At 60.5% G+C, this 24124-nt stretch carries 21 protein-coding genes; 14 read left to right on the forward strand and 7 right to left on the reverse strand.

The features are described from left to right. Nucleotides 1-23 precede the first annotated feature (23 nt). The 6 genes from BLW11_RS12705 (at nucleotide 24) to BLW11_RS12730 (ending at nucleotide 8912) form a co-directional block, all read left to right on the forward strand. Entirely contained in the window at nucleotides 24-4043 is a 4020-nt protein-coding gene (locus BLW11_RS12705) for a cellulose biosynthesis protein BcsC (RefSeq protein ID WP_048358405.1), read from the forward strand. Between the two features lie 54 nt (nucleotides 4044-4097). Then, nucleotides 4098-4721: an SGNH/GDSL hydrolase family protein gene (locus tag BLW11_RS12710; RefSeq protein WP_048359491.1), complete on the forward strand. Its 624-nt coding sequence runs from the start codon at nucleotides 4098-4100 to the stop codon at nucleotides 4719-4721. Beyond that, nucleotides 4718-5386 (forward strand): alginate O-acetyltransferase AlgF, encoded by a 669-nt coding sequence (locus BLW11_RS12715; protein WP_048358404.1) that lies wholly within the window; start codon nucleotides 4718-4720, stop codon nucleotides 5384-5386. Before BLW11_RS12710 ends, BLW11_RS12715 begins: the two co-directional genes overlap by 4 nt. An 18-nt stretch (nucleotides 5387-5404) precedes the next feature. Beyond that, a complete protein-coding gene (locus BLW11_RS12720) occupies nucleotides 5405-6820 on the forward strand; it encodes an MBOAT family O-acyltransferase (RefSeq protein ID WP_048358403.1) in 1416 nt (471 codons plus the stop codon). An 11-nt stretch (nucleotides 6821-6831) separates the two neighbouring features. Beyond that, nucleotides 6832-7971: an alginate O-acetyltransferase AlgX-related protein gene (locus BLW11_RS12725; protein ID WP_048359490.1), complete on the forward strand. Its 1140-nt coding sequence runs from the start codon at nucleotides 6832-6834 to the stop codon at nucleotides 7969-7971. Nucleotides 7972-8066: 95 nt separating this feature from the next. Further along, on the forward strand, nucleotides 8067-8912 hold the full coding sequence (locus BLW11_RS12730; protein ID WP_048358402.1) for a helix-turn-helix transcriptional regulator: 846 nt from the start codon (nucleotides 8067-8069) through the stop codon (nucleotides 8910-8912). On the opposite strand, the gene BLW11_RS12735 is transcribed toward BLW11_RS12730, so the two are convergent. Next, entirely contained in the window at nucleotides 8909-9496 is a 588-nt protein-coding gene (locus BLW11_RS12735; RefSeq protein WP_048358401.1) for a LysE family translocator, read from the reverse strand. The two genes, BLW11_RS12730 and BLW11_RS12735, sit on opposite strands and share 4 nt — an antisense overlap. A gap of 142 nt (nucleotides 9497-9638) precedes the next feature. Between BLW11_RS12735 and BLW11_RS12740 the strand changes: the two genes are divergently transcribed. The 3 genes from BLW11_RS12740 to BLW11_RS12750 all read left to right on the forward strand — a co-directional run bounded on the left by BLW11_RS12740 (nucleotide 9639) and on the right by BLW11_RS12750 (nucleotide 13015). Then, a complete protein-coding gene (locus BLW11_RS12740) occupies nucleotides 9639-11045 on the forward strand; it encodes a purine-cytosine permease family protein (RefSeq protein WP_048358400.1) in 1407 nt (468 codons plus the stop codon). A gap of 73 nt (nucleotides 11046-11118) precedes the next feature. Further along, complete coding sequence (locus tag BLW11_RS12745; protein WP_420912189.1) at nucleotides 11119-11934, forward strand: hypothetical protein; 816 nt, start codon at nucleotides 11119-11121, stop codon at nucleotides 11932-11934. A gap of 22 nt (nucleotides 11935-11956) precedes the next feature. After that, the gene (locus BLW11_RS12750) at nucleotides 11957-13015 is read left to right on the forward strand and encodes a linear amide C-N hydrolase (RefSeq protein WP_048358399.1); all 1059 of its coding nucleotides are present in this window, start codon (nucleotides 11957-11959) and stop codon (nucleotides 13013-13015) included. Between the two features lie 63 nt (nucleotides 13016-13078). On the opposite strand, the gene BLW11_RS12755 is transcribed toward BLW11_RS12750, so the two are convergent. Then, nucleotides 13079-14662 carry an aldehyde dehydrogenase (NADP(+)) gene (locus BLW11_RS12755; RefSeq protein WP_048358398.1) on the reverse strand — a complete coding sequence of 528 codons (1584 nt, stop codon included), beginning with the start codon at nucleotides 14660-14662 and terminating at the stop codon, nucleotides 13079-13081. 109 nt (nucleotides 14663-14771) lie between these two features. Continuing rightward, nucleotides 14772-15449: a TetR/AcrR family transcriptional regulator gene (locus BLW11_RS12760; RefSeq protein WP_048358397.1), complete on the reverse strand. Its 678-nt coding sequence runs from the start codon at nucleotides 15447-15449 to the stop codon at nucleotides 14772-14774. 120 nt (nucleotides 15450-15569) lie between these two features. On the opposite strand from BLW11_RS12760, the gene BLW11_RS12765 reads away from it, so the two are divergent. Further along, the gene (locus BLW11_RS12765; RefSeq protein WP_048358396.1) at nucleotides 15570-16775 is read left to right on the forward strand and encodes an MFS transporter; all 1206 of its coding nucleotides are present in this window, start codon (nucleotides 15570-15572) and stop codon (nucleotides 16773-16775) included. Nucleotides 16776-16799: 24 nt separating this feature from the next. On the opposite strand, the gene pcp is transcribed toward BLW11_RS12765, so the two are convergent. From pcp to BLW11_RS12780, 3 genes are read right to left on the reverse strand one after another with little or no spacing between them, the layout of a single operon-like run. Then, nucleotides 16800-17438 carry a pyroglutamyl-peptidase I gene (gene pcp, locus BLW11_RS12770; protein ID WP_048358395.1) on the reverse strand — a complete coding sequence of 213 codons (639 nt, stop codon included), beginning with the start codon at nucleotides 17436-17438 and terminating at the stop codon, nucleotides 16800-16802. Nucleotides 17439-17446: 8 nt separating this feature from the next. After that, nucleotides 17447-18397 carry a DUF979 domain-containing protein gene (locus tag BLW11_RS12775; protein ID WP_048358394.1) on the reverse strand — a complete coding sequence of 317 codons (951 nt, stop codon included), beginning with the start codon at nucleotides 18395-18397 and terminating at the stop codon, nucleotides 17447-17449. Further along, the gene (locus BLW11_RS12780) at nucleotides 18394-19131 is read right to left on the reverse strand and encodes a DUF969 domain-containing protein (protein WP_048358393.1); all 738 of its coding nucleotides are present in this window, start codon (nucleotides 19129-19131) and stop codon (nucleotides 18394-18396) included. Before BLW11_RS12780 ends, BLW11_RS12775 begins: the two co-directional genes overlap by 4 nt. Before the next feature lie 305 nt (nucleotides 19132-19436). On the opposite strand from BLW11_RS12780, the gene BLW11_RS12785 reads away from it, so the two are divergent. Further along, complete coding sequence (locus BLW11_RS12785) at nucleotides 19437-20357, forward strand: LysR family transcriptional regulator (RefSeq protein WP_048358392.1); 921 nt, start codon at nucleotides 19437-19439, stop codon at nucleotides 20355-20357. A 440-nt stretch (nucleotides 20358-20797) separates the two neighbouring features. Here the strand turns inward: BLW11_RS12785 and BLW11_RS12790 are convergent, their stop codons facing one another. Then, entirely contained in the window at nucleotides 20798-21997 is a 1200-nt protein-coding gene (locus BLW11_RS12790) for a methionine gamma-lyase (RefSeq protein ID WP_048358391.1), read from the reverse strand. Nucleotides 21998-22121: 124 nt separating this feature from the next. Here BLW11_RS12790 and BLW11_RS12795 point away from each other — a divergent pair, with 124 nt between their 5' ends. The 3 genes from BLW11_RS12795 to BLW11_RS12805 all read left to right on the forward strand — a co-directional run bounded on the left by BLW11_RS12795 (nucleotide 22122) and on the right by BLW11_RS12805 (nucleotide 24083). Then, nucleotides 22122-22592 (forward strand): Lrp/AsnC family transcriptional regulator, encoded by a 471-nt coding sequence (locus BLW11_RS12795; protein WP_048358390.1) that lies wholly within the window; start codon nucleotides 22122-22124, stop codon nucleotides 22590-22592. Nucleotides 22593-22775: 183 nt separating this feature from the next. After that, complete coding sequence (locus BLW11_RS12800; protein ID WP_048358389.1) at nucleotides 22776-23456, forward strand: glycoside hydrolase family 19 protein; 681 nt, start codon at nucleotides 22776-22778, stop codon at nucleotides 23454-23456. A 93-nt stretch (nucleotides 23457-23549) separates the two neighbouring features. Then, nucleotides 23550-24083, forward strand: a complete 534-nt coding sequence (locus BLW11_RS12805; RefSeq protein ID WP_048358388.1) for a DUF3087 family protein — start codon at nucleotides 23550-23552, stop codon at nucleotides 24081-24083. The last annotated feature ends 41 nt before the right edge of the window (nucleotides 24084-24124 follow it).

The following is a 24124-nucleotide window of genomic DNA, read 5'->3' on the forward strand; positions in this document are numbered from 1 at the left end:
TAGCAACCGATGTGGGAGAAAAAATGTCAGCTCGCTGTCACGCCGTAGCTTTCGGGATACTTGCAAGCCTGATTCACACCGTCAGCTTTGCCGCACTTGACGATGCCGGCAAGGCGCTGCTTCAACAGGGTCAATACTGGCAGGCTCAGAATGATCAGGCACGGGCAACCGAGGTCTGGAAAAAGCTGTTGCTGATCGATCCGAAGCAGGCAGATGCGCTCTATGGTCTGGGCATGCTTGAGCTCAAGGGCAAGCGAATCGACGGTGCCAGCAATTATCTGGAGCAGCTCAGGCGCTCGCATCCGGGTGAGCGCTTGACCTTGCTGCTGGAGCAATCCATGGGCTTGCAGGCTGACAACAACGCCGAGCAACTGGATACGGCACGCTTGTTGGTCACCAACGGTGAGCTTGAGAAGGCAGTACCGATCTTTCGAAAAATCTTCGCGGGCAAGGCGCCGCAGGGTGATCTGGCGCTGGAGTACTACAACGCTCTGGGTTACACGCCCGGTGGGTGGAGCGAGGCGCGTCAGGGGCTGGAGCGCTTGCAGCAGCAGACACCGAACAACGCAAGGGTCCGGTTGGCGCTGGCCAAGCTCCTGGTGCGTAACGAAACCACGCGCTCTGAAGGCCTGCGGCGGCTTGAGCAGTTGTCGACCTTGCCGGAGCTCGGTGGTCAGGCCACTGAAAGCTGGCGCGAGGGTCTGGTGTGGGTGGGCTCGCCCCGCCCCGTCGACAAGCCGTTGTTTGAGGCCTATCTGAAGGCCAACCCGGACGACTCCGCCATTCTCACCCAAATGAACAGCCGCGGCACTGCGGGTGTGGGTGCACAGCAGAATCCCCACGTGGCGAGGGGGTTCAAGGCACTGCAAGACAATCAGCTGGACGTTGCCGAGCAAGCGTTCCAGGCACGGCTCAAAGAGCAGGCCAGCGATAGCGATGCGCTCGGTGGCCTTGGCGTGATTCGCCAGCGTCAGGGGCGCTTCAGCGACGCCAGCGAACTGCTCAACCGTGCCATCGGCCGTGGCGGCAATCCACGCTGGCAAGCTGCGCTGGACGGCAACCGCTACTGGAGCCTCCTCGACCAGGCCGAAAAGGCCAGGGCAACGAATGACCTGCAAAAATCCCGAGGTCTGTTGCAGCAAGCCATTGCCAGCAAGCCGCGTCAGGCGGATGGCTACATCGCCCTCGGTGGCGTGCAGGCCGAACAGAATCAGCTGGACAATGCCCAGGCCAGCTATCGTCAGGCCCTGACCCTGGACAATGACAACCCTGACGCGATGCTGGGGCTGATCACCGTGATGGCGCAAAACGGTCAGGCCAGCCAGGCATTGACAATGGTCGAGGCTTTGACCCCGGCCCGGCAGCAACGCCTTGGCGATATGCGTCCATTGCACGCAGCGGTGGCAGCGGGGCAGGCAAAAAATGCCGAGCGCAGCGGCGATCTCAAGGGCGCGATTGCGGCGCAGAAAGAAGCGGTGCGCAACGATCCGCAAGGCGTTTGGACACGTTACGATCTGGCGTTGTATTACCTGCAGGCAAAAAAACCGGATCTTGCCCGCCAGACCATGGACGAACTGCTCAATGCAAGCCCGCAACGCTCTGAGGCCCTGTTTGCCAGCGCCTTGCTGTCGAGCCAGTTGGGTGAATGGTCGCATGCGCAAGGTACCCTGGAGCGAATTCCTTTCAGCCAGCGCACCACGGCCATGCAGCAACTGGCCAGTGAAGTTCAATTGCAATCGCTGGTGAGCCAGGCCACCACCTTGGCCAAACAGGGCAACCCGACCCAGGCGCTGACGTTACTGCGTCGTGCCGAACTGCTGGCCAATGGCAAACCGCAATCCATGGGAATGCTGGCGTTGGCTTACGTCGACGTGGGGGACTCGGAGCACGGGTTAGCCATGCTGCGCAACGCCATCGCGCAAAGCAGCAACCCGTCGCCGGCCTTGCGTTTGGCCTATGCCGGCGTGCTGCTCAAAACCGGTGACGATGAACAGGTCAACCAGCTTTTGCATGAGCTGCAGCGCCAGCCGCTGACCCCGGCTGACCAGCGTAGCTACGACGAAGTGTTGTATCTGTACACCGTGCGCCAGGCCGACCTGTTGCGTGAGAAGGGCGATCTGGTGGCGGCTTATGACACGCTCGCTCCGGCACTGGCCCAGCGGCCGAACGACCCGGTGGCGGCAGGCGCCCTGGCGCGCATGTATCTGGCCAACGGCAACAGCGCCAAAGCCATTGAACTGTATCAGCCGCTGCTGGCCAAAGCCCCGAACGATCCGCAGTTGCAGATTGGAATGGCTCAGGCCTTGAGCAAATCCGGCGATCCTCGTGGGGCTGAAAAGGCCACCGAAAAAGCCCTCGAACTGGCCCCGAACGATGCCATGGTGCTGGCCAGCGCGGCGTCAATTTTTCGTGCTCAGGGCAAGAACGCCAAGGCAGGGGAGCTCTACGCCCGCGCGCTGGCGTTGCAGGCGCCGGTCAAGGCAGATGCCAATCCTTTTGCCGGGACAGTCGACGCCAACCCCTTCGTGGGCAAGTCCGGTCAACGCAGCCAGTCGCGGTTGTCCGAAGCCAATCTTTCGCAGATCCCGGAACCGGCCCAGGTACAGATTGATGCAGCGACCAGCGAAGTCGAGCCGTCTGCCCGCAGGCTTGCGAGCAACAGCCTGACAATGAACGGCAGGGCAGGCGGGTATGACGCAGAGCCGCCAGGCGGCGGTTTTGATGATGACAGTCGCCTGGCAGCCACCAGGCCGCTTGATCCACAAGCGCAAGCGCGCCAGTCGATGCAAAACGCCCTTGACCAGATCAAGCAGGAACGCAGCCCGCGCATCACTCAAGGGGTGACCATTCGTACCAACGACAGCGAGTCGGGTCTGAGCAAAATCACTGATGTCGAAACACCGCTGGAAATCAGCATGCCGGTGGGCGATGACCGAATAGCCCTGCGCGTGACCCCGGTGTCGTTGAATGCCGGAGCCGTGAAGGATTCGGCCAAGACGCGGTTTGGCGGGCCGAACGATGTACAAATGGCGGCCGTGAACGACTTGCTTGCGAGCAGCCCTGATGCGGATCAATTGAACACCGCACTTGGCGACATCAACGGCTCTGCCGGGCGCCAGAAAGACACTGGCGTCGGTTTGGCTGTGGCGTATGAGATGCCGTCGCTGGGCCTCAAGGCTGATCTGGGGGTGAGCCCCATGGGTTTCCTTTACAGCTCAGCTGTGGGCGGCGTCAGCATTGATCGGCCATTCAGCGAAGACAGTCATTTCCGTTACGGCGTCAGCCTGTCGCGGCGTGCGGTGAACGACAGTCTGGTGTCCTTTGCCGGGGCCGAGGATGCCCGCAGTGGCCTCAAATGGGGTGGCGTCACCGCCAATGGCGGACGCCTGCAACTGGGCTACGACAACGGTGACTATGGTGTGTATGGCTACGCAGGCCTTTACAAACTGCTGGGTCACAACGTCGAAGACAACACCCGCGTTGAAGGCGGCAGCGGGATTTACTGGTATCTGCTTAACGACGATACCCGTCAGCTGACCACCGGCCTGGGGGTCACAGCCATCAGCTATGACAATAACCAGGGTAATTTCACTTACGGCAACGGGGGCTACTTCAGCCCGCAGAACTTCTTTTCCATCGGCGTCCCCGTCAGTTGGTCACAGCGCACCGACCGCCTGAGCTACACGCTCAGAGGCTCTGTGGGCCTGCAGCATATCGAGCAGGACTCGACACCGTACTTCCCGAACGACAGCGACATGCAAGCCTCGCTGGAACAGGTCTCGCAAGCGTATGCCGCTTCCGGTACCAGCCTGGCGACCCGCTATTCGGGCCAGAACAAAACCGGCATTGGCTACAACCTCGGCGCGGCGGCGGAGTACCGCCTGGGCAACAACTACTTCCTGGGCGGCAGCTTCGGGATGGACAACGCCCAGGACTACAAACAATGGACCGGCGGTTTATACCTGCGGTACATGTTTGAAGATTTCACCGGGCGCATGCCGATGCCGGTCAGTCCTTACCTTTCTCCCTATTCTTCAAATTAAGCAGCAGGAGCTTTCACCGTGGCAGCATCGATTCTCGCGGGCATGACCATTTTGATGATCGGCGACAGCCATCTGGCGACACCTGATTATTTGATTGCCACTCTGCACAACGACCTGGTTGCTCAGGGGGCGAAAGTACACACCCTGGGCATTTGCGGCGCCAACGCCGGTGACTGGCTCAAAGCCACACCGGGCACTTGTGGCGGTGCCGAGCGCCGAGGTACGGAAAAGGCAGTGGTATTGGGCGGCAAGGCCGCAACGGTACCGATCAGCCAGTTGCTGGCCACCGACAAACCGGATCTCGTGCTGATTGTCATGGGCGACACCATGGCCAGTTACACCAAACCTGCGTTCCCCAAAGCCTGGCTGTGGCAGCAAACCACCGGGTTGACGAAGGTAATTGCCGCCAATGGCACCCGTTGTGTCTGGGTGGGCCCGAACTGGGGCACTGAAGGCGGCAAGTACGGCAAGACCTTTGCCCGTGTCGAAATGACCTCCAGGTTTCTGGCTGCAAACGTCGCACCGTGCAGCTACATCGACTCATTGAAGTTTTCCAAACCGGGCCAGTGGGCAACGATCGATGGCCAGCACATGACCGCCACGGGCTACAAGACCTGGAGCGATGACATCAGCAAGTCGCTGCTGCAAACCCCGGCCATCAAGGATGCCAAGAAATGAAAAAAGTGTTCGCAGCGCTCGTGTGGGCTCCCGCATTGTCATTCAGTGCGCTGGCGAGCGCGCAGGTGGCGTTGTACCCCTCGGGTCCCGATGAGGACGCCGCTTTCATCCGCTTCATCAACGCCACCCCGGCGCCTCTGGACGTGATCGGTCAGGCAGGGCAGCCGCCGTTGCGCCTGGAGACCGCACAGCCGGCGTCGTTGTTGTTCCCGGTGGACTCGACCAAGCCGGTAAAGGGTTCTCTGGTCAGTGGCGCGCACCAGTTGGCACTGGACCTGAAGGTCGAGCCCGGTGAATTCGCCACCATTGTGGTTGTGCCCCAGGTCGCGGGTATCCAGCAAGTCGCCGTGCGTGAAACACCGGACGATTTCAACGGCCTCAAGGCTTCGCTGGCATTCGTTAACGTCGATAAATCCTGTGGCGATGCCAGCCTGCGGCCTGCCGGGCGCACGGCCGATCTGTTCAAGGCAGTGCCGGTGGACAGCCTGCAACGACGCTCGATCAACCCGGTGAATCTGTCTGTGCAACTGGTGTGTGCCAACGTCAACGTCGGAGCACCGTTGGACCTGGGTGCGCTCAAAGCGGGCGAGCGCTACAGCGTGCTGCTGGTGCCTTCTGCAACGGGGCCGCGTCTGTTGAGCGCCACGGACACTCTGTCCCACTGATCGGATTCTGCTGCTGCCATGGTCTTCGCCTCACTCGAGTTCCTGACGCTGTTTCTGCCAGCCTTCCTGCTGATTTATGCACTGGGCAAACCGCAGTGGCGTAACGTCATTTTGCTGCTCGGCAGCTGGTTGTTCTACGGCTGGCTGAACCCGATGTTCCTCGCGTTGCACGTGGCGCTGACCATTGTGGCCTGGGTCGGCGGGCTGCTGATCGACCGCTCCCACGAGGACGCGAAGGGCAGGGTACGGCTGCTGATTGCGCTGATCGTGTTCAACACCGCGGTGCTGTGCTGGTACAAGTACGCCAACATCCTGGCGGCGAGCTGGATCGAGCTGATGACCTACCCCGGTGCCATGCCGCTGGAGTGGCAGCGGGTGGCGCTGCCGGCCGGGCTATCGTTTATCGTGCTGCAGGCGATTTCCTATCTGGTGGATGTGCACCGCCATACGGTGCCGGTGGAGCGCAGCTTCATCAAATACGCCACCTATATTTCGATGTTCGGCCACTCGATTGCCGGGCCGATCATCCGGTATAACTGGGTGCGCCGCGAGCTGACCAAACGATATTTCGACTGGCAGAATTTCTCGTTGGGCGCACGCCGTTTCATGATTGGCCTGTGCATGAAAGTGCTGGTGGCAGACACCCTGTCGCCGTTGGTTGACGTGGCTTTTCATCTGGACAATCCGTCTTTTGTCGACGCCTGGATCGGTTGCCTGGCGTATTCGCTGCAACTGTTTTTTGACTTCGCGGGCTACAGCGCCATGGCCATCGGCCTGGGCCTGATGCTGGGTTTTCACTTCCCGGAGAACTTCAACCAGCCGTACCTGGCCAGCAGCATTCAGGATTTCTGGCGGCGCTGGCATATGTCGTTGTCCAGCTGGTTGCGCGACTACCTGTACATCGCCCTCGGCGGTAACCGCAGCGGCGCCTGGAAGACCTACCGCAACCTGTTCCTGACCATGGCCATCGCCGGTTTGTGGCATGGCGGCGACAGTTGGAATTACCTGCTGTGGGGTGCCGCCCATGGCATCGCGTTGTGCGTCGACCGGTTGTGGTCGCGATCGAGCCTGCCCGGCATCCCGCCAGTGCTGGGGCATACCCTGACGCTGGTGTTTGTGTTTATGGCCTGGACCCTGTTCCGGGCGCCGGACTTCGACTCGGCCCTGAACATGTACGCTGGCCAGTTCGGCCTGCACGCTTTTGCCCTGGGCGATGCACTGGCCGTGACCCTTCGCTCGGCCCATGGCCTGGCGGCTGTGCTCGGGGTGGCGTGCATCATTGCACCGCTGTTCAAGGCCCGGTATGAGCAGCGTTTTGGCGGCCGGTTCTGGTTTGCTCCGATCGCGGCCCTGTGGCCGGTGGCGGGTTTTCTGCTCTCGTTCGCGTTGATCGCGAGCCGTGAAGCAGTGCCCTTCTTGTACTTCCAGTTCTGATGGCCGCGCCCATGTCTTCTTCATCGCTCAAACCGGCTGTACCCACTGAGTTCACCGCCCGTGTCAGCCAGTTCGGTGGTGGTGTGTTTGTCGTGTTTCTGGCGGCAAGCTTTGCCTCGGCACTCTGGCTATTGGTCAGCGGCAAGATCGAGCTGCTGGCGCCCGACCAGAGCCGTGAGGGCGTGTTGCAGGGCGAGGTGACCCACAAGATCGCCAAGCAGCTGTCCAAGGCCGCAGTGCCGCAGGCGGCTGCGGATCTGGAGCGCGGCGCGAGCTGGCTGCTGCTGAGCGACACCGGTGCGCGGGTGCGTCCGGGGTGTGAGGGCTGGCTGTTTCTGAACGATGAAATGCGCATCAACCGCCATGCACGGGCCAATGCCGACACCAAGGCCGCGGTGGTGCGCGATGTCCAGCAACGGCTGGCCAAGCGGGGAATCTCGTTGCTGGTGGTGGTGGTCGCGGACAAGAGCCGTATCGCCAGTGCCCGGCTGTGCGGTTTGCGCCGCCCCGCGCAGTTGCAAAGCCGGGCGGTGACGTGGGTCGAAGGTTTGAACGGGGCCGGGGTCCAGGCCATGGATCTGGCGCCGGTGCTGCAACCCTTGGGCCCTGAAGCGTACCTGCGCACCGACACCCACTGGAGCGAAGCGGGCGCCGCAGCGGCGGCCGAGGCGATCGCCCGGCAGGTCCGGGCGATGGGCATCAGCGCCACGCCGCACAAGGCGTTCGAGGTCCGGGCGCAAGCCCCTGCGCTCCGTGCGGGTGATCTGGTGCGCCTGGCCGGCCTTGAATGGCTGCCGGTGAACTGGCAGCCGGCTGCGCAAAAGGTGGCGGCGAGCCTGATACTTGAGAAAGCCGACGCGGTACACAGCGATGCTGACAGTCTCGATGATCTGTTTGGCGACACCAACCTGCCGAACGTCGCGCTGATCGGTACTTCGTTTTCACGCAACTCCAATTTTGTCGGGTTCCTGCAACAGGCCCTTGGGGCGCCGATCGGCGACTTTTCCAAGGATGGCGGGGAGTTCTCCGGTGGAGCCAATGTTTACTTCAACAACCCTGCGTTTACCCAGACGCCACCCCAGCTCGTGATCTGGGAAATCCCCGAGCGCGACCTGCAGACGCCTTACAGTGATGTGATCAAGCTCTTGTAGCGGCTACAGAGTCAGTCCGGACTCGTTCAAGGGTGCTAGGCTGACAAAGGTCGCGAAATCCATCGTGGCGCCATGTTGTTCACGGTATCGATACCATGCCCGCCAGTCCTGCATTAACCCCTTTGCCCGTCGACCCCGCGTGCGCAATACCCCGGTTCTGGCGGGATGCGCAGTTGCCTTTTATCGAGGCGCGCTCAATAGCCGACGGGCGCAAGGTTTGCTATGCCCGGCACTCCCACGAGATTTTTTCCATCGGTGCGATCACCTCCGGGCGCTGTAACTACCTGCATGAAAAAACCTCCCACGGTATCGGCGCCGGAACGGTGGTGGTGATGAACCCCGGTGATGTTCACGCCTGTAACCCCGTCGACGATCAACTGTGGTCATACGTGATGCTGTATGTCGATGCTCAGTGGCTGGCGGGCCTGGGGCTGGATGAGGCGCAAAGCGGGGTGTTCCAGCCCGTCGCGGCCACCCACAGCCAGTCCCCGGAACTGTTCAGCGGCCTGACCCGCCTGTACGCGCAGTTGGTTGATCCGCACCTCGACGTTCTGGCCAAGCACGAGGCGGCGATTGTGTTCTTTGCGATGATGCAGCAGGCACTGGGCAGCCCGGTCGTGCTGCGCAAGGTGGCCAGCCAGCGGGTGGAGCGTGCTGCCGAGTACATTGATGCGCACTATTTGCGCACGATCCGGCTGCAGGATATCTGTGAGGCGGCCAGCCTGTCAGAGGCCTACCTGATCCGTGCCTTTGAGCAGCACTACCACATGACGCCCCACGCCTACCTGATCAACCGGCGTATCCAGCATGCGCAGACCCAACTGCGCGAAGGGGCGCCAATCGCCGATATCGCGCAGCAGACCGGCTTTGCCGATCAGGCGCATTTCCAGCGGGTCTTCAAAAAACACCTGGCCGTCACGCCCGGTCAGTACAAGGCTTAAAGCCACAGCAAAGACACCGCGCAGCCGGCCAGCATCACGGCCATGCAGCGGTTGAACAGGCGGATTCGCCTGGTGCTGCGCAAATAACGGCTCAGGAACGCACCGGTGTAGGCCCAGCAGGCCACGGACAGGTAGCAGACCACGAAGTAAATCAGCGCGAACGACCAGATCAGTGTGGACTCGCCACCGGACACAAAAGCCCCCATCCCCGCGACCGCCGCCATCCAGGCCTTGGGGTTGAGCCACTGCATGGCCGCGCCGTGCATGAATGACGGTTGCTGCATGCTCCCTTCGAGCTGAATCCGACCCTCATCCGCCGCCAGCTTCCAGGCCAGATAAAGCAGGAATGCCATGCCGGCCCAGCGGATCAGGTCGGTCAGGATCGGCCATTGCTTGAGCACTTCATGCAGCCCGAAACCGGTAAACAGCAGCAGCACGACAAACCCCACCGTTGCGCCCAGTACATGGCGCAGGCTGGGACCCAGGCCGAACTGCATGCCGCTGCTCAAGGCCACGACGTTAACCGGCCCCGGTGAAATGGATGCTGCCAGGGCGAACGCCGCCATCGAAATCAACACGCTCATTGTCGCTGTGCTCCGCTTTGTGATTGTGGGTCGAGGCTAGCGGGGCAGAGCAACCAGCGTATTGAACAAAACTGCCCTGTGGACGATGCTAGTCCAGCTGTGGGCTTGAGCTCACACACTATAAAAACAAGGAGTTACCCCCATGAACAAGACTGGCGACAGTCATCAGCGCCGTTCGCTGATTGAAACCCGTTCGATCAATTTCATTCCCGAGGCTGAGCGCCATGGCAGCCTCTACAGCCAGTTCACTTTGTGGTTGGGCGCCAACCTGCAGATCACGGCGATCGTCACCGGCGCCCTGGCTGTGGTGCTGGGCGGCGACGTGTTCTGGTCATTGATTGGCTTGCTGATCGGCCAGCTGTTGGGCGGTGCAGTGGTTGCCCTCCACGCGGCACAAGGACCCAAGCTGGGGTTGCCGCAGATGATCTCCAGTCGCGTGCAGTTCGGCGTTTACGGAGCCGCCATCCCCATTGTGCTGGTGTGCCTGATGTATCTGGGGTTCAGCGCCACGGGCGCGGTGCTCTCGGGGCAGGCCATTGCCCAGCTGATCGATGTCAGTGACAGTGCCGGCATCCTGATTTTTTCCGCCTGCATCGCCTTTCTGACCATCTTCGGTTATCGGGTCATCCATATCGTGGGCAAGGTGGCCAGCGTGCTGGGCATCCTGGCTTTTGCCTACCTGTTCACCCGGCTGATAACGCTGCACGATGTCTCATCGTTGCTGGAAAATCGTCACTTCGCCTGGGGATCCTTTTTGCTGGCGGTGTCGCTGTCGGCGTCCTGGCAGATCGCCTTTGGCCCCTACGTCGCTGACTACTCGCGCTATCTGCCGAGCAAAACGTCGTCCTGGAAGACCTTTGCCGCTGTCGGCCTCGGCACTGTGGTCGGGGCCCAGGCCTCCATGGTGCTGGGGGTGTTTGCCGCCGCACTGGCGGGCGCGAACTTTCGCGGGCATGAAGTGGCAACCATCGTCGGGCTGGGCAGTACCGGGCTGATGGCCTCATTGCTGTACTTGAGCATTGTGTTCGGCAAGGTCACGGTGTCGACCCTCAACGCCTATGGCAGCTTTATGTGCATCGCCACGGTGATCAGTGGCTGGCGCAGCCGTCTGGAAGTCACCCCTGCGCAGCGCACGGTGTTTGTACTGGTGATTGTGGCGGCATCGACTGCGTTGGCGCTGCTGGGCCAGGGCTCGTTCTTGAACACCTTCAAGTACTTCATTCTGTTCCTGCTGACCTTCTTCACGCCCTGGAGTGCCATCAACCTGGTGGATTACTACTTCATCAACAAGGGCCGCTACGACCTCAAGGCATTGTCTGACCCACAGGGCTGCTACGGCCGCTGGAACGTGCTGGGGATCAGCGTGTATGTCGCCGGTGTCCTGATCCAGTTGCCCTTTGTCGATAGCCACTTCTATTCGGGCCCGATGGTTGCGCAACTGGGGGGTGTGGACATTTCCTGGATCGTGGGCCTGGTGGTGCCGGGCGTGCTTTATTACCTGTTGGCCAAGCCGTCGGTGGGTGCAGTGCCGGTACCCGTGATTTCTTGATCCATGGCACTGGCTCCTTGTGAAAACTTTGCTATACCTAGTGATCGAATTCCGGGACCGGTCGATCAGGACGATGAGAAATCAGGCTTTCAGATCTGTTTCAGCGGCCTTGGCGCTGTTGGTTATTGTGCCGCTGGCACGTGCCGATGAACCTGGGGTAGCACTCAACAACGAAGGTGCGCAGTGGCTGCTGTTGGCGAGCCCGTTCGTATGGGCTCCGTCAATGAGCGGGCAGGCGGCGCTTGGTGGCGTCAATACCAAAGTCGATGTGCCGTTTTCAGAGGTTCTCGATAATTTGAGTTCGGTCTTCATGGGCAACCTGGAGCTGACCAATCGCACCCTGGGGTTTTATGTCGACGGCGTCTACGCCAAGACCGAAGAGTCGCACAGGGTGTTCGGGCGCAAGGTGGGGCTGGCGATCACCCAGACCACCCTTGCTGTTGGCGTGTACTACCGGGTGTATGAGTATGAGCTGGGGGGTGACACCCTTTTTGGCGAACCTCGTACCTGGCGCATCGAGCCCACGGGCGGTGTGCGCTGGACAAAGCTGTCGACGAAGCTGGACATCAATTCAGCCGGTTTCAGCACCAAGAAAAAAACCGAGTGGACGGACCCGTTCGTGGGCTTGCGCATGCAGGCTGACCTGACGGATCGCTGGACGCTCTCCGGTGAATCCGACACCGGAGGCCTGGACACGGGCTCCAAGAAAACCTGGAACGCCCAGGGCTACCTGGGTTACCGCATGTACCTGGCGGACCACCCGACGATCATTCGCGTCGGCTATCGGGTGCTGTCGCAAAACTATCGAACCACCGACTTTACCGGCAACAAGTTCAAGTACGACGTGACCCAGCGCGGTCCGGTGCTTGGCCTGTCCATGCGCTTCTGATCAGTTCCGAGGAGTCAAGGGAATGCAGCTACTCAAACACACCCGGCACCTGGCGTTGTCTCTGGCAGGCTTTGTGCTCGCCGTTCCGGTTGCCGATGCCTGCACCCGCCTGGTTTACCTGGGTGCCAACGACACAGTGATTACGGCACGGTCCATGGACTGGAAAACCGATGTGGCCACCAATCTATGGATCTTTCCCAAGGGCATGCAGCGCACCGGGGAAGTGGGGCCGGGGTCAGTCAAGTGGACGTCAAAATACGGCAGCGTGATTGCCACCGGCTACGACATTTCAACCACCGACGGGGTCAACGAGGCCGGGTTGTCGGCCAACCTTTTATGGCTGGTGGAGTCAGAGTATCCGCCGGTGCACAAGGGCAAGCCCGGTCTGAGCATCGCCGCCTGGGCGCAGTACGTGCTGGACAACTTCAGTACCGTTGCCGAAGCGGTGGCAGTCCTTGAAACCGAGCCCTTTACGGTCGTGACGGCCAAGGTGCCGGGTGAGAGCCGTCTGGCGACGTTGCACCTTTCAATGTCCGATGCCTCGGGCGACAGCGCCATTATTGAATACATAGATGGCAAGCAGGTCATTCACCACGACAGAAGCTACCAGGTGATGACCAACTCTCCGGCGTTCGATGCGCAACTGGCAATGAATGCGTATTGGCAATCGGTAGGCGGTACGGTGATGCTGCCCGGCACCAATCGCTCGGCCGACCGTTTTGCGCGGGCATCCTTTTATGTCAACGCCGTTCCGAAATCCGAGGACCCGCGTTTGTCGCTGGCCAGTGTGTTCAGCGTGATCAGGAACGTCTCGGTGCCTTACGGCATCAGTACCCCCGGCGAGCCAAACATCTCCTCGACCCGCTGGCGATCGGTGATCGATCACAAGCGCGGGCTGTACTTCTTTGAGTCGGCGGTCACGCCCAACACGTTTTGGGTGGACTTGAACAAGATCGATTTTTCAAAATCCACCGGTGCTGTCAAAAAGCTGGACCTGGGGCCGGATCAAAGCACGATTTATTCCGGGGAAGTCTCAAGTCGCTTCGAAGTCGCCCCTGCATTCAAGTTTGAAGGGGCGTAACCCTCAAGCACGCGGCGGGTCACAGTGCCCGGACTGTGACCCGCCGCAGACCAGTGATTGCAATCAGGCCAGCGCGTCGCTGCTATGTGCGCCGTTGACCAGCCGCTCGATACCCAGCGGGTTGGCGTTTTTGAGCGCATCCGGCAACAGGCTGTCGGGGTAGTTCTGGTAGCACACCGGGCGCAGGAAACGGTCAATGGCCAAGGTGCCAACCGAAGTGCCACGGGCGTCGGACGTCGCCGGATAAGGCCCGCCATGCACCATCGCGTCACACACCTCGACACCGGTAGGGTAGCCGTTAAGCAGCAGGCGCCCGGCCTTGTGTTCGAGCACAGGGACCACCTCGGCGAACGCCTGCAAGTCCGCGGGCTCGGCAATCAGCGTGGCAGTCAGTTGGCCATGCAGGCCATGCAATGCCTGCAACAGTTGCGCCTTGTCTGCGACTTCGACCACCAGAGTGGTGGGCCCGAACACCTCTTCCTGCAGTACCTCCGCGCCATTGATCAGCAGGCTGGCATTGGCCTGGAACAATTGCGGGCTGGCCTGGTTGCCTTGTTGCGGCGCACCTGCCAGATGGCGAATGCCATCGACGTCGATCAGGCGTTTGATGCCTTTGCTGTAGCTGGCCAGCCCTGCGGCATTGAGCAGTGTCTGCGCGGGCTGGGCGCTGAAGAACTGGCCGAGTGATTCGACAAAGGCGCTGAACGCGGCAGAGCGAACCCCCAGCACCAGGCCCGGGCTGGTGCAGAACTGGCCAGCGCCGAGCATCACCGAACCGCCCAGCTCCCGGGCTATCTGCTCACCCCGTGCAATCAGTGCCTGTGGCAACACCAGCACCGGGTTGATGCTCGACATCTCGGCAAACACCGGAATCGGTTGCGGCCGTGCAGCGGCCATGTCGCACAGGGCGCGGCCCCCCGACAAAGACCCGGTAAAACCGACGGCTTGAATCGCCGGGTGCTTGACCAGCGTAGCGCCCACGCCTGCGCCGTAGATCATGTTGAACACACCGGCGGGCATGTTGGTGCGCTCAGCGGCGCGCACAATGGCAAGTGCTACCTGTTCTGCGGTTGCCATGTGCCCGCTGTGGGCCTTGAACACCACCGGGCAACCGGCCGCCAGCGCCGAGGCGGTATCACCGCCGGCGGTGGAGAACGCCAAGGGGAAGTTACTGGCCCCGAACACGGCTACCGGCCCCACGCCAATACGGCACTGGCGCAAATCGGCACGGGGCAGTGGCAGGCGATCCGGCAGCGCCTGATCGATGCGTGCCCCGTAAAAGTCGCCGCGCCGCAACACGGTGGCGAACAGGCGCATTTGCCCGCTGGTGCGTGCGCGTTCGCCCTGAATACGGGCGGCCGGCAAGGCGGTTTCCCGGCAGACGATGGCTACGAAGTCGTCACCCAGTGCGTCGAGTTCGTCGGCGATGGCCTCCAGAAACTCCGCACGCCGGGCCGCCGGCAAACTGCGAAAGGCCGGGAACGCAGCGCTGGCCGCGAGGGCGGCGGCATCCACTTCGGCTTCGGTGGCCTGGAAAAAATTGTAGGGCAGCGCTTCACCGGTGCTGGCATCAACACTTTGCAGGTGAACGGTACCGGCGCTACTGCGCTGACCGCCAATAAAGTTTTGGCCGGTGATGCGTGTCATATACATGTCCTTATACAAAGTGGGTGGCGATGTTTGTGCTCACCGAACATTTATTGCGGGCGCCGCAAAGCCGGCGCCCGCAAGATCAGGTATTGATCTGGCGCCCACTCTAGTTTTTGTCTGGGGCGCTGCCCAATGACGAATGCTGATTGGGCGATAACCTAGAGGTATCCCTTTTGTTCGCGTGTGCATCCCAGGCGCCAAGGACCTGCGTGATTGCTGCATCCAGAACGGCGTGGGGCACGCCGTCCCGTGCGAGCGTGGTCAGCCCCAGCAAAAAGCTCTCGAACACAGTGGCCAGGGCAACCGGGTCGGTGTTTACCGACAGTTCTTCGGCACTGATGCCGCGTTCGACACAGGCAATAAACCCGGCGCGGTTGCGGGCGCGGGCTTGGGCCAGCGGCGCGCAAATGGCCAGGGTCTGGGGTGTGCAGGCACTCATCAGGCCCAGGGCAACCAGACAACCACGGGGGTGATCGGTCTCGCACTGCATTTTGGCGGAACTGCGCAATGTTCTTTCGATGGCCTCGCGCGGGGGCAGCCGGAGGTCGAACAGGCTTTCGGTCACTTTGCCGTGGGTGTTCAGATAGCGTTCCATCACCTCCTTGAACAGGGCTTCCTTGGAGCCGAAAGCCGCATAGAAGCTGGGTGCGGAAATGCCGGAGCCAATATTCGCCTTGAGTTGGCTGAGCGACGTTGAATCGTAACCGTGCTCCCAGAACAGGTGCATGGCCTGAGTGATTGCCGCGTCACGGTCAAACGTACGCGGGCGTCCCATCTGCGCCATTGGAGTCTCCTTCGTTGCGAGACATAAATACTATTCGATACAAAAGTGGTTGACCAACACTTTCCCGACGGCCTACATTTGTATCGATCGATACATAATCAGGCAAGGTTGGAATACGTGATGGCTTCAGAGCAAAACACCACCGAACGATTACCCATGGGCGCGCTGCTGGCGCTGGCCATGACCGGTTTTATCTGCATCGTCACCGAGACTTTGCCCGCTGGCCTGCTGCCGCAAATCAGCAGTGGTCTTGAGGTGTCATCCGCACTGGCAGGGCAGATGGTCACGGTTTACGCGCTGGGCTCACTGTTGGCAGCCATCCCGCTGACCATCGCGACCCAGGGCTGGCGCCGGCGCAATGTGTTGCTGCTGACGATTGTCGGCTTTCTGTTGTTCAACTCGATTACCGCGAGCTCAACGGACTATGGCGTGACCCTGGTTGCGCGCTTTTTTGCCGGTGCATCCGCCGGGCTGGCCTGGAGCCTGCTGGCAGGTTACGCACGGCGCATGGTCGCGCCGCACTTGCAGGGGCGGGCGATGGCGGTAGCGATGGTGGGCACGCCTATTGCGCTGTCGCTGGGTGTGCCGCTGGGTACCTGGCTGGGTGCGCTGGTGGGCTGGCGCACGGCATTTGGCCTGATCTCGGCATTGACCTTGGTGCTGATCGTCTGGGTCGTGGTCAAGGTGCCCGATTATCCGGGACAGACGGCATCGCAACGCATTGGCTTGCGTCAGGTGCTGCTGACGCCGGGCGTGCGCTCTGTGCTCGCGGTGGTGCTGGCCTGGATGCTGGCACACAACATTCTCTATACCTATATCGCGCCTTTTGTGACCCCGGCGGGTCTGGGCAATGATGTGGATCTCGTGTTGCTGGTCTTCGGGCTGGCGGCGTTGCTGGGGATCTGGTTGACCGGCCGGCTGGTGGACCGGCACCTGCGCAAAGCAGTGCTGGCGAGCCTGGCGACTTTTGCCGCGATCTCGTTGCTGTTCGGGTTGTCCGCCCAGTCTGCGGCGGTGGTGTACATCGGGACGTTCATCTGGGGGCTGTCTTTTGGCGGCTCCGCGACCCTGTTGCAAACCGCACTGGCGGATGCCGCGGGCGAGGGCGCTGATGTTGCGCTGTCGATGAACGTGGTGGTCTGGAATAGCGCCATTGCCGCCGGGGCATTGACCGGTGGCGTGTTGCTCGAGCAAGTCGGTGTCGGGGTCTTTCCGTGGGTGTTGCTGGTGCTGGCGCTGGCGGGGCTATGGATCGTTTTCAGCGCCCGCCGCCATGGTTTCCCTCATGGCCAGAGACAAGCAGGTGCGGCAGTTGTCGGGCATTGACTGCTCGCCGTTGCCGCTGCGTTATCAGCTGATCTGACCACCGCTTTCCAGTACATCGTCTGTGGTGTTCAGCGCCGAGATCACGGCAATGCGCAGCCCTTCAACGAGGGTCGTCTGTGCCATGGACGGCCCGCCGCACTGCACCGCCTGTTGCGGCAGTGCCGGGACGTGGATAAAGCCACTGCGTACTGCGGTCCCGGCCAATGCATGCTGCAGGTAATAGAACACCTGATTGCACACAAAGGTGCCTGCGGTGTGCGACACCGACGCAGGAATGCCGGCAACTCTTATCGCCCGCACCATAGCCTTGATCGGCAAGGTGCTGAAATACGCCGCAGGACCGTGTGCCACCACAGGCGTGTCGATCGGCTGATAGCCGAGGTTGTCGGGGATGCGGGCGTCGTTAATGTTGATCGCCACCCGCTCGATGCATATGTCCGCACGGCCGGGGCCCAGCCCGACGGCGATCACCAGCTCAGGCTCGAACTCGTCCAGTAGCTGTTGCAGGTGCTCGGGTGCCTGGGCAAAGGCGCAAGGCAACTGGCGGGCGACGATGCGCACATCGCCCGCCAGGGTGCCGTCCAGAGGGCGCACGGCCTCCCAGGACGGGTTGATGGTGTCTTGGTCAAACGGTTCGAAACCGGTCAGCAGCACAGTACGCATTGTCGGCCTCACATCAGCACATAAAGCAGCACGATATTGACCACCAGCATGATCAATGCGGTGGGCATTTGTGCCTTGATCACGGCGTATTTGTCCGGCAGCTCCAGCAGCGCGACGGGCACGATGTTGAAGTTGGCGGCCATCGGCGTCATCAGGGTCCCGCAATAGCCGGAGAACATGCCGATCGCTGCCATGACAGCCGGGTTTGCATCGTAGATCCCCACCAGCACCGGCACGCCGACACCGCCAGTCATCACCGGGAACGCCGCAAAGCCGTTGCCCATGATCACGGTAAACAGCGCCATGCCCAGAACGTAAACGATCACCGCCACCAGGCGATAGTCCATGTTGATGTAGGCGGTAGTGATATGGGCAACTGCGGTGCCGACACCTGCGTCATTGAACAGCAGGCCAAGCATGGCCAGCATTTGCGGCAGCACCATGGTCCAGCCCAGGGCTTCGGTCAGGCGGCGCGATTCACGCAGGCCCTGCAGCGGAGTGTCGCGGGTCAGGATGCAGGCGAGCACCAGCGCCACCATGCAGCCGATACCCAGGGACACAAAGGTGGTGTTCTTGGGGTCGAGCAGCGGAACGCCACCGATCTGGGTGTTTTTGAGCAGGATGGAACCGATGACGGTGACCAGTGGAATCGACAGCGCCGGAATGAACAGCTTGTGGCCCAGACGGCCAGCACTGCCCCGCGCAGCCTTGATGGACAACTCGGCGTGGGTGCCACGGCCAACACCGCCGATGCCGGCAATACCGGCCATCACCAGCACGCCAACACCGACCACAAACGGCGACAGACGATCACCAATCAGGAACACCATGGCGAACAGTGCCCAGAACAGGCCGCTGGTCCAGCGTTTGGGGTGGGTGCGATCACTCACGATCATGCCCGCGGTGATCAGCAACAGAGCGCCGGCCAGCCAGTAGAAATACTCGATCGAAATAATCATCGTGCCAGTTCCTTGGAAGCGTCTGCGTCTGCTTGTTCTTGGGCGACTTCGGCCATGCTGCGTGACAGCATCAGGTCGAAGCGATACAGGCGCAGCGCATGCACGATAAAGGCGCAAATGGCGGTCGGAATGCCCCAGAAGGCAATGTGCAGCGGCTCGACATCAAGCCCCGAACCCAACAGGAAGGTGTGCATCAGGGCAATCGCACCAAAGGCCACAAACACGTCTTCACCGAAGAACAGGCCGATATTGTCGGTGGCGGCGCACATGGCCAGAACTTTTTGACGCACCGGAGCCGGCAGCTTGCCGTACTTGTTTTCGGCGGCCCCTTCGGCCATCGGCGCCAGCAGTGGCCGTACCATCTGCGGGTGCCCGCCCAGGCTGGTCAGGCCCACTGCTGCGGTGGTTTCACGCACGAACAGGTACATGATCAGCAAGCGCCCGACGGTTGCGCGCTGAAAACTGGCGATCCAGTTTTGCGCGTGCAGGCGCAGGCCATGGCGTTCCAGCAGGCCGATCACGGCCAGGGGCAAGAGCAGGATGAGTTGCAGGGCGCGGGTTTGCAGAAAGCCTTCACCCATTTCACTGATGATTTTTTCCAGCGGGAAGTCGGCAGCAAGGCCGGTGACAATAGCGGCCGCGCTGACCACCAACAGTGGATTGAAGCGCAGCACAAAGCCGATGATGATGACGAACACGCCAATCAAGGGCCACAGATTTACGACGGTTTGCATGAGGGGGGAATCCCTTAGCTGATTGCCGCAGCACCAGGGCAGGCTGGTGAGAGCAAGACGAAAGCGGTCAGGCACACTTTCGAAAAATCGGTACGCTGCCGGACTCAGCGTGTTTTTTTATTTTTGACGCCCGATGAGCATCATTGGCCAGTATGGTTGGTGGCTTTTGGCTGTGCGTCCAGTCAATAAAAGTTGTCACCGCTGAACAAAAAAGTTTTACCAATCACCGACTTAAGCCGGCTGGCTTGAGGTTGCGGCAAGGGTTTACAGTGATGGTCTGGTTTTGATTGGGTGAGGCGTCCTACATGAACATGCGATTTCTTCTGACATTCGTCTGGGTGGCGCGTCTTGGCAGCTTTCGACTGACCGCCGAAAAGCTTTCAAGCACCCAGGCGGCTATATCGAGTCGCATTTCAGTCCTCGAAACCGAGCTTGGGGTGCAGCTGTTCCAGCGCGATTCACGCGGGGTGAATCTGACCCGCGAAGGCCATCAAGTGCTGGGCTATGCCGAAGAGATGCTCGCCACCCAACAGCGCCTGCTTCAGTCGCTGGGCCAGGCGGACAGCTTCGCCGGGCGCCTGCGCATCGGGGTGATGGACACCGTCATTCACAGTTGGTTGGGTGACCTGATCAGCGCGTTGAGCCGCGATTACCCCCAGGTCGAGGTCGAGCTGACGGCCGACACGGCGCTCAATCTGAATGAGCAGCTGCTTAAAGGTCAGCTGGATCTGATCTTCCAGACAGATTTGTTACGTGCCGATGGCGTGCGCAATGTGCAGCTGGCCAGTTACCCCTTGAGCTGGATCGTTGCCAAGGACGCCGCACTGGATCGCCGCTACGACAGCCTGGCGGACCTTTGTCAGGAGCGGCTGCTGACCTTTTCGCGCTTGTCGCGGCCCCATCAGGACATGCTCAACTTCTTGCACCAGCAGGGCATCGCCGCGCCGCGCATCAGCTGCATCAACTCGGTGGCGGCCATCATCAAACTGGTGGCCGACGGGTTCGGCATCGGCGCCTTGCCGCCAGTGCTGGTCAGCCGCGAACTGCAAAGCGGCGCGATGATTGCCCTGCCGATCGAAACCGCGCCGGGCTTTGCGGTGTACGCGAGTTGGCGCGCCGGGGCTGGGCTGGAATTGCATGAGGCGGTGGTGAGCCTCAGCCAGGCGGTCGTTGCCGAATATCAGCGCAGCGTTGTGCCGGAACACTTCGTCCTGCCGGGCAACTGATCCGTATTTTTTTGCGTTATCTGCGACTGTTATGTATGCAGTTTGCGGCGCAAAATTCCCGTCAACCTTTCGAGACAGACGAGGACGTGAGTACACAGCCACGCACGCGTGTGGTCGGCTGATGTTCTGCGCCTGTTTTATTACGAACGTTTGACGGGGAATTTCATGAACAAGATGGCATGGTTTTTAGGCGGCTTTTTGGTGCTGACCATCGGTATCGGCATTTTGGCGACGATTCCGCCGGGTTGATGGGGTGTCTTTACTCGCGAGTTGAAGTTTTTCTGTAGCTGCTGACGAGTAGTACGAGGCTGCGTTCGAGCGCGCAGCGGTCGTAAAGCCTGAACGTGCGGTTTGACTGATAAACCGTGGACGCTGACTTTACGGTGGCTACGCAGTCGGACGCAGCCTTCGTTTCTGGTCAGCGGCGGCATTGTGCGAGCTCAAGCCATGGCTTTCATCGCCTGCTCTATATCCGCCAGCAAATCAGCAATATCCTCCAGCCCCACAGCCAGTCGTACCAGCCCTTCACTGATACCGTGCTTTGCCCGCTCTTCAAGGGTGTAGGTGGAGTGGGTCATGCTCGCAGGGTGCTGCGCCAGTGATTCGGCACCCCCCAGGCTGACCGCCCGGCTGAACAGTTGCAGGGCATTCATAAAGCGCTGCCCCGCAGCCATCCCCCCTTTGAGTTCAAAGGCAATCATGCCCCCCGGCAGTTTCATTTGCCGGGATGCCAGGGCGTATTGCGGGAAAGAGGGCAGGCCGGGGTAGGCCACCCATTCCACGGCGGGGTGATCCTGCAACATCTGCGCGATGACCTGGGCGCTGCTGCAATGGCGATCCATGCGCAATGCCAGGGTTTTGATGCCCCGCATCAGCAGGTGGGCGTCATGGGGCGACAGGACCGCGCCGGTCAGGTCCTTGAGGCCTTGCAGGCGGATCCGGTCGGCCAGGCTTTGGCGAGTGACCACCACGCCTGCGGTGATATCGCTGTGCCCGCTCAGGTACTTGGTGGCGGAATGCACCACCACGTCGGCCCCCAGTTCCAGGGGGCGCTGCAAGTAGGGGGTGCAGTAGGTGTTGTCGATCACCACGATCAGGTCGTTGTGTGTGTGGGCAATGGCCGAGACGGCTGCGATGTCCACCAGTTGCATGTTCGGGTTGGCCGGGGTTTCGAAGTAGATCATGCGTGTGGCCGGGCCGATGGCTGCTTCCAGTTCGGCCAGGTTCGACATGTCCACGTGTTTGACCACGACCCCGAACTCACCGATGCCGTGGTGCAATAGGGCGAACGTGCAACCATACAACGTGCGGTTGACGATGATTTCATCGCCGGGCCTGAGCAGCGTCCAGAAAGTTGCCGCAATGGCGCCCATCCCGGAGCTGAACGCTACGCCGGCTTCGCCGTTTTCCAGTGCCGCCATGCGCGACTCCAGCAGGGCCAGGGTGGGGTTGGAAATACGGGTATAAAAATGCCCGCTTTCTTCTCCGGCAAAACAACCTGCACCGTATTCGACCGTGGGAAAGGCAAAGGTCGAGGTCATATAAACAGGCGGAATGAGCGCACCGTTGTTTTCCAGTGCGTTGTAACCGTAGTGAATCGCACGAGTAGAAAAGCCGAAGTTCTTATGTTTATCGTTCATGGTGAACTCTCCGATATTTCCTACAATGCTATGCTTAAAACTAGCACGGTAAATTCCAAATTTGCCTGAAATTGCAAGCCTTATTAGAACAAAAATCAGTCACGATGAGCTTTCGAGGCAATCTATGCCCAGCACTCTGGATAGAACCGATAAAGCCTTGCTTGCCGCTCTGCAAGGCAATGCCCGCTTAACCGTCGCAGAGTTGGCCGAGAGTGTTTCGCTGACCACTTCGCCCTGCTGGCGGCGGGTGAAAATCCTGGAAGAAAGCGGCGTTATTACCGGCTATCAGGCCATTCTTTCTTCAAGGGAACTGGGGTATGGGGTCACGGCTTTTGTCAGCGTGATGATGGCCTCTCACTCGCAGGAAGTGGCCAGGAGCTTTGAGCAGCGCTTGCTGGAAATCCCCGAAATCGTTGCCTGTCATAACGTGTCCGGGCGTTATGACTTTTTGTTGGAAGTCGTCGCCACGGACCTGGAGTCTTTTGGTGAATTTGCCCGTGAAGTGCTGCAAACCTTGCCTGCGGTCAAGGAGATTTATTCGAGCTTTTCATATAAGTCGGTCAAACCACGGCGGGTGATTCCCGTCTTGGGTTGAGGGCCATCGGTCATTTCAATGGAGCCTGCCCGTTATATAAATAACGAGAGGGCAAGTCTGGACGTATGGCGGTGTGAGAGCGCTCTGTTAAAAGGGTAAGCCCGGTCTCTTACCGAGTTTTTGACAGGCAGCAAGTGTTTTAAGTGGTTCACTTTTAATTTCATTTATTAAGAGTTAATAACCATGTTGACCCGTCAAATCATGTTGCAGTTGTTCCCGAAGAGCGCAGCGTTTGTCGATATCTACCTGCCTTTCGTGCAGGCGGTGACTCACCAGCGATTGATCAGTACTCCCCGGCGCCTGGCCGCTTTTTTAGCTCAGGTCGGCCATGAAAGTGCGGGGTTCACCGTACTTGTCGAAAATCTCAATTACAGCGCAGACGGCCTGGCCGCCACTTGGGGGCCACGCTTTGCGCAGAAAAACTCGGCTGGCCAATACATCACCGTGATGGATGGAGGGCGCTTGCGGCGGTTGCCCAATAATGATGCGCAGAAGCTCCATCGCCGACCTGAGGCCATCGCCAACCGGGTTTACAGTGACCGTCTTGGCAATGGCTCCGAGGCGTCGGGCGAGGGTTGGCTGTATCGGGGCAGGGGGCTGATTCAAGTGACCGGCAAGACCAACTACCACCAGTGCAGCCTTGGATTGTTTGGCGATGAGCGGCTGCTGACCAGCCCGGAACTGTTGCATCAATGGCACTGGGCCGTTGAGTCGGCAGGCTGGTACTGGAACTTGCGTAACCTAAATGCCCTGGCGGACGGGGATGACTTTGAGCGTGTCACCAGGGCCATCAACGGCGGCCTCAATGGCCAGGCGCATCGTCTGGAACTGTACCGTCAGGCGCTGGGTTTATTGCGCGCCTGAGGGTTTTATTTCAGTCAGCACCAGCCAGGCGGTTTTATCAGTCCATAATGCCCGCGCACTTTTCCCCCGTCCTTCAGGAGTCACGCACCCGTGATGTTTGAAATTAAGCCGATGAACCCCGAGCAGTACCGCCAGCAAACGCGACGCAGCACGGTTTACATCGCACTGACTTTTATCTTGCTTGCGCTGCTGCTGTCCGGGTTGGCGGTCATGGTGCTGGGTGTTCAGGGCGGGGACAATTTCCGCTTGAACCTGGTAGGCGTCCTGGTTGCGCTGGTTACGACCCTTCTGCTGGTGCGCTACTTGTTCTGGTCACAGCCCTGGATGGCCGCGGCGGTCTACGGTTGGCAGCTCAAGCGCAGCCTGATGAAGGTGACCAACGTCATGCACCATGTGACGGCAGCGATAATGGCGGGTGATGTGAGTGCGATGAAGTTGTTGCGCTTCTACCACCTGGGCGTGACCCAGATGTACCAGCTGGATGCCAACTCCAGTGCGTTGAGCCAGATGGTGCGCGAGATCGATCTGCATAAGGCGCGCCTTGAAGCATTGGGCGTCGATACCGAGCAGACCCGTCTCGATCCGGCCTGGATTGATGCCGTGAAGAAATTCGCACCTCTGAAGTGATGCCTTGATGGGCGAGCCAGGCGAGGTACGCGGTGACGCTA

The sequence above is a fragment of the Pseudomonas deceptionensis genome (genome assembly GCF_900106095.1).
In the GTDB taxonomy this organism is placed as follows: domain Bacteria; phylum Pseudomonadota; class Gammaproteobacteria; order Pseudomonadales; family Pseudomonadaceae; genus Aquipseudomonas; species Aquipseudomonas deceptionensis.

Coding starts and splice junctions, on each gene's coding strand:
- BLW11_RS12705 (WP_048358405.1), top strand. CDS start 24: ATGTCAGCTCGCTGTCACGCCGTAGCTTTCGGGATACTTGCAAGCCTG.
- BLW11_RS12710 (WP_048359491.1), top strand. CDS start 4,098: ATGATCGGCGACAGCCATCTGGCGACACCTGATTATTTGATTGCCACT.
- BLW11_RS12715 (WP_048358404.1), top strand. CDS start 4,718: ATGAAAAAAGTGTTCGCAGCGCTCGTGTGGGCTCCCGCATTGTCATTC.
- BLW11_RS12720 (WP_048358403.1), top strand. CDS start 5,405: ATGGTCTTCGCCTCACTCGAGTTCCTGACGCTGTTTCTGCCAGCCTTC.
- BLW11_RS12725 (WP_048359490.1), top strand. CDS start 6,832: ATGTCTTCTTCATCGCTCAAACCGGCTGTACCCACTGAGTTCACCGCC.
- BLW11_RS12730 (WP_048358402.1), top strand. CDS start 8,067: ATGCCCGCCAGTCCTGCATTAACCCCTTTGCCCGTCGACCCCGCGTGC.
- BLW11_RS12735 (WP_048358401.1), bottom strand. CDS start 9,496: ATGAGCGTGTTGATTTCGATGGCGGCGTTCGCCCTGGCAGCATCCATT.
- BLW11_RS12740 (WP_048358400.1), top strand. CDS start 9,639: ATGAACAAGACTGGCGACAGTCATCAGCGCCGTTCGCTGATTGAAACC.
- BLW11_RS12745 (WP_420912189.1), top strand. CDS start 11,119: ATGAGAAATCAGGCTTTCAGATCTGTTTCAGCGGCCTTGGCGCTGTTG.
- BLW11_RS12750 (WP_048358399.1), top strand. CDS start 11,957: ATGCAGCTACTCAAACACACCCGGCACCTGGCGTTGTCTCTGGCAGGC.
- BLW11_RS12755 (WP_048358398.1), bottom strand. CDS start 14,662: ATGACACGCATCACCGGCCAAAACTTTATTGGCGGTCAGCGCAGTAGC.
- BLW11_RS12760 (WP_048358397.1), bottom strand. CDS start 15,449: ATGGCGCAGATGGGACGCCCGCGTACGTTTGACCGTGACGCGGCAATC.
- BLW11_RS12765 (WP_048358396.1), top strand. CDS start 15,570: ATGGCTTCAGAGCAAAACACCACCGAACGATTACCCATGGGCGCGCTG.
- pcp (WP_048358395.1), bottom strand. CDS start 17,438: ATGCGTACTGTGCTGCTGACCGGTTTCGAACCGTTTGACCAAGACACC.
- BLW11_RS12775 (WP_048358394.1), bottom strand. CDS start 18,397: ATGATTATTTCGATCGAGTATTTCTACTGGCTGGCCGGCGCTCTGTTG.
- BLW11_RS12780 (WP_048358393.1), bottom strand. CDS start 19,131: ATGCAAACCGTCGTAAATCTGTGGCCCTTGATTGGCGTGTTCGTCATC.
- BLW11_RS12785 (WP_048358392.1), top strand. CDS start 19,437: ATGAACATGCGATTTCTTCTGACATTCGTCTGGGTGGCGCGTCTTGGC.
- BLW11_RS12790 (WP_048358391.1), bottom strand. CDS start 21,997: ATGAACGATAAACATAAGAACTTCGGCTTTTCTACTCGTGCGATTCAC.
- BLW11_RS12795 (WP_048358390.1), top strand. CDS start 22,122: ATGCCCAGCACTCTGGATAGAACCGATAAAGCCTTGCTTGCCGCTCTG.
- BLW11_RS12800 (WP_048358389.1), top strand. CDS start 22,776: ATGTTGACCCGTCAAATCATGTTGCAGTTGTTCCCGAAGAGCGCAGCG.
- BLW11_RS12805 (WP_048358388.1), top strand. CDS start 23,550: ATGTTTGAAATTAAGCCGATGAACCCCGAGCAGTACCGCCAGCAAACG.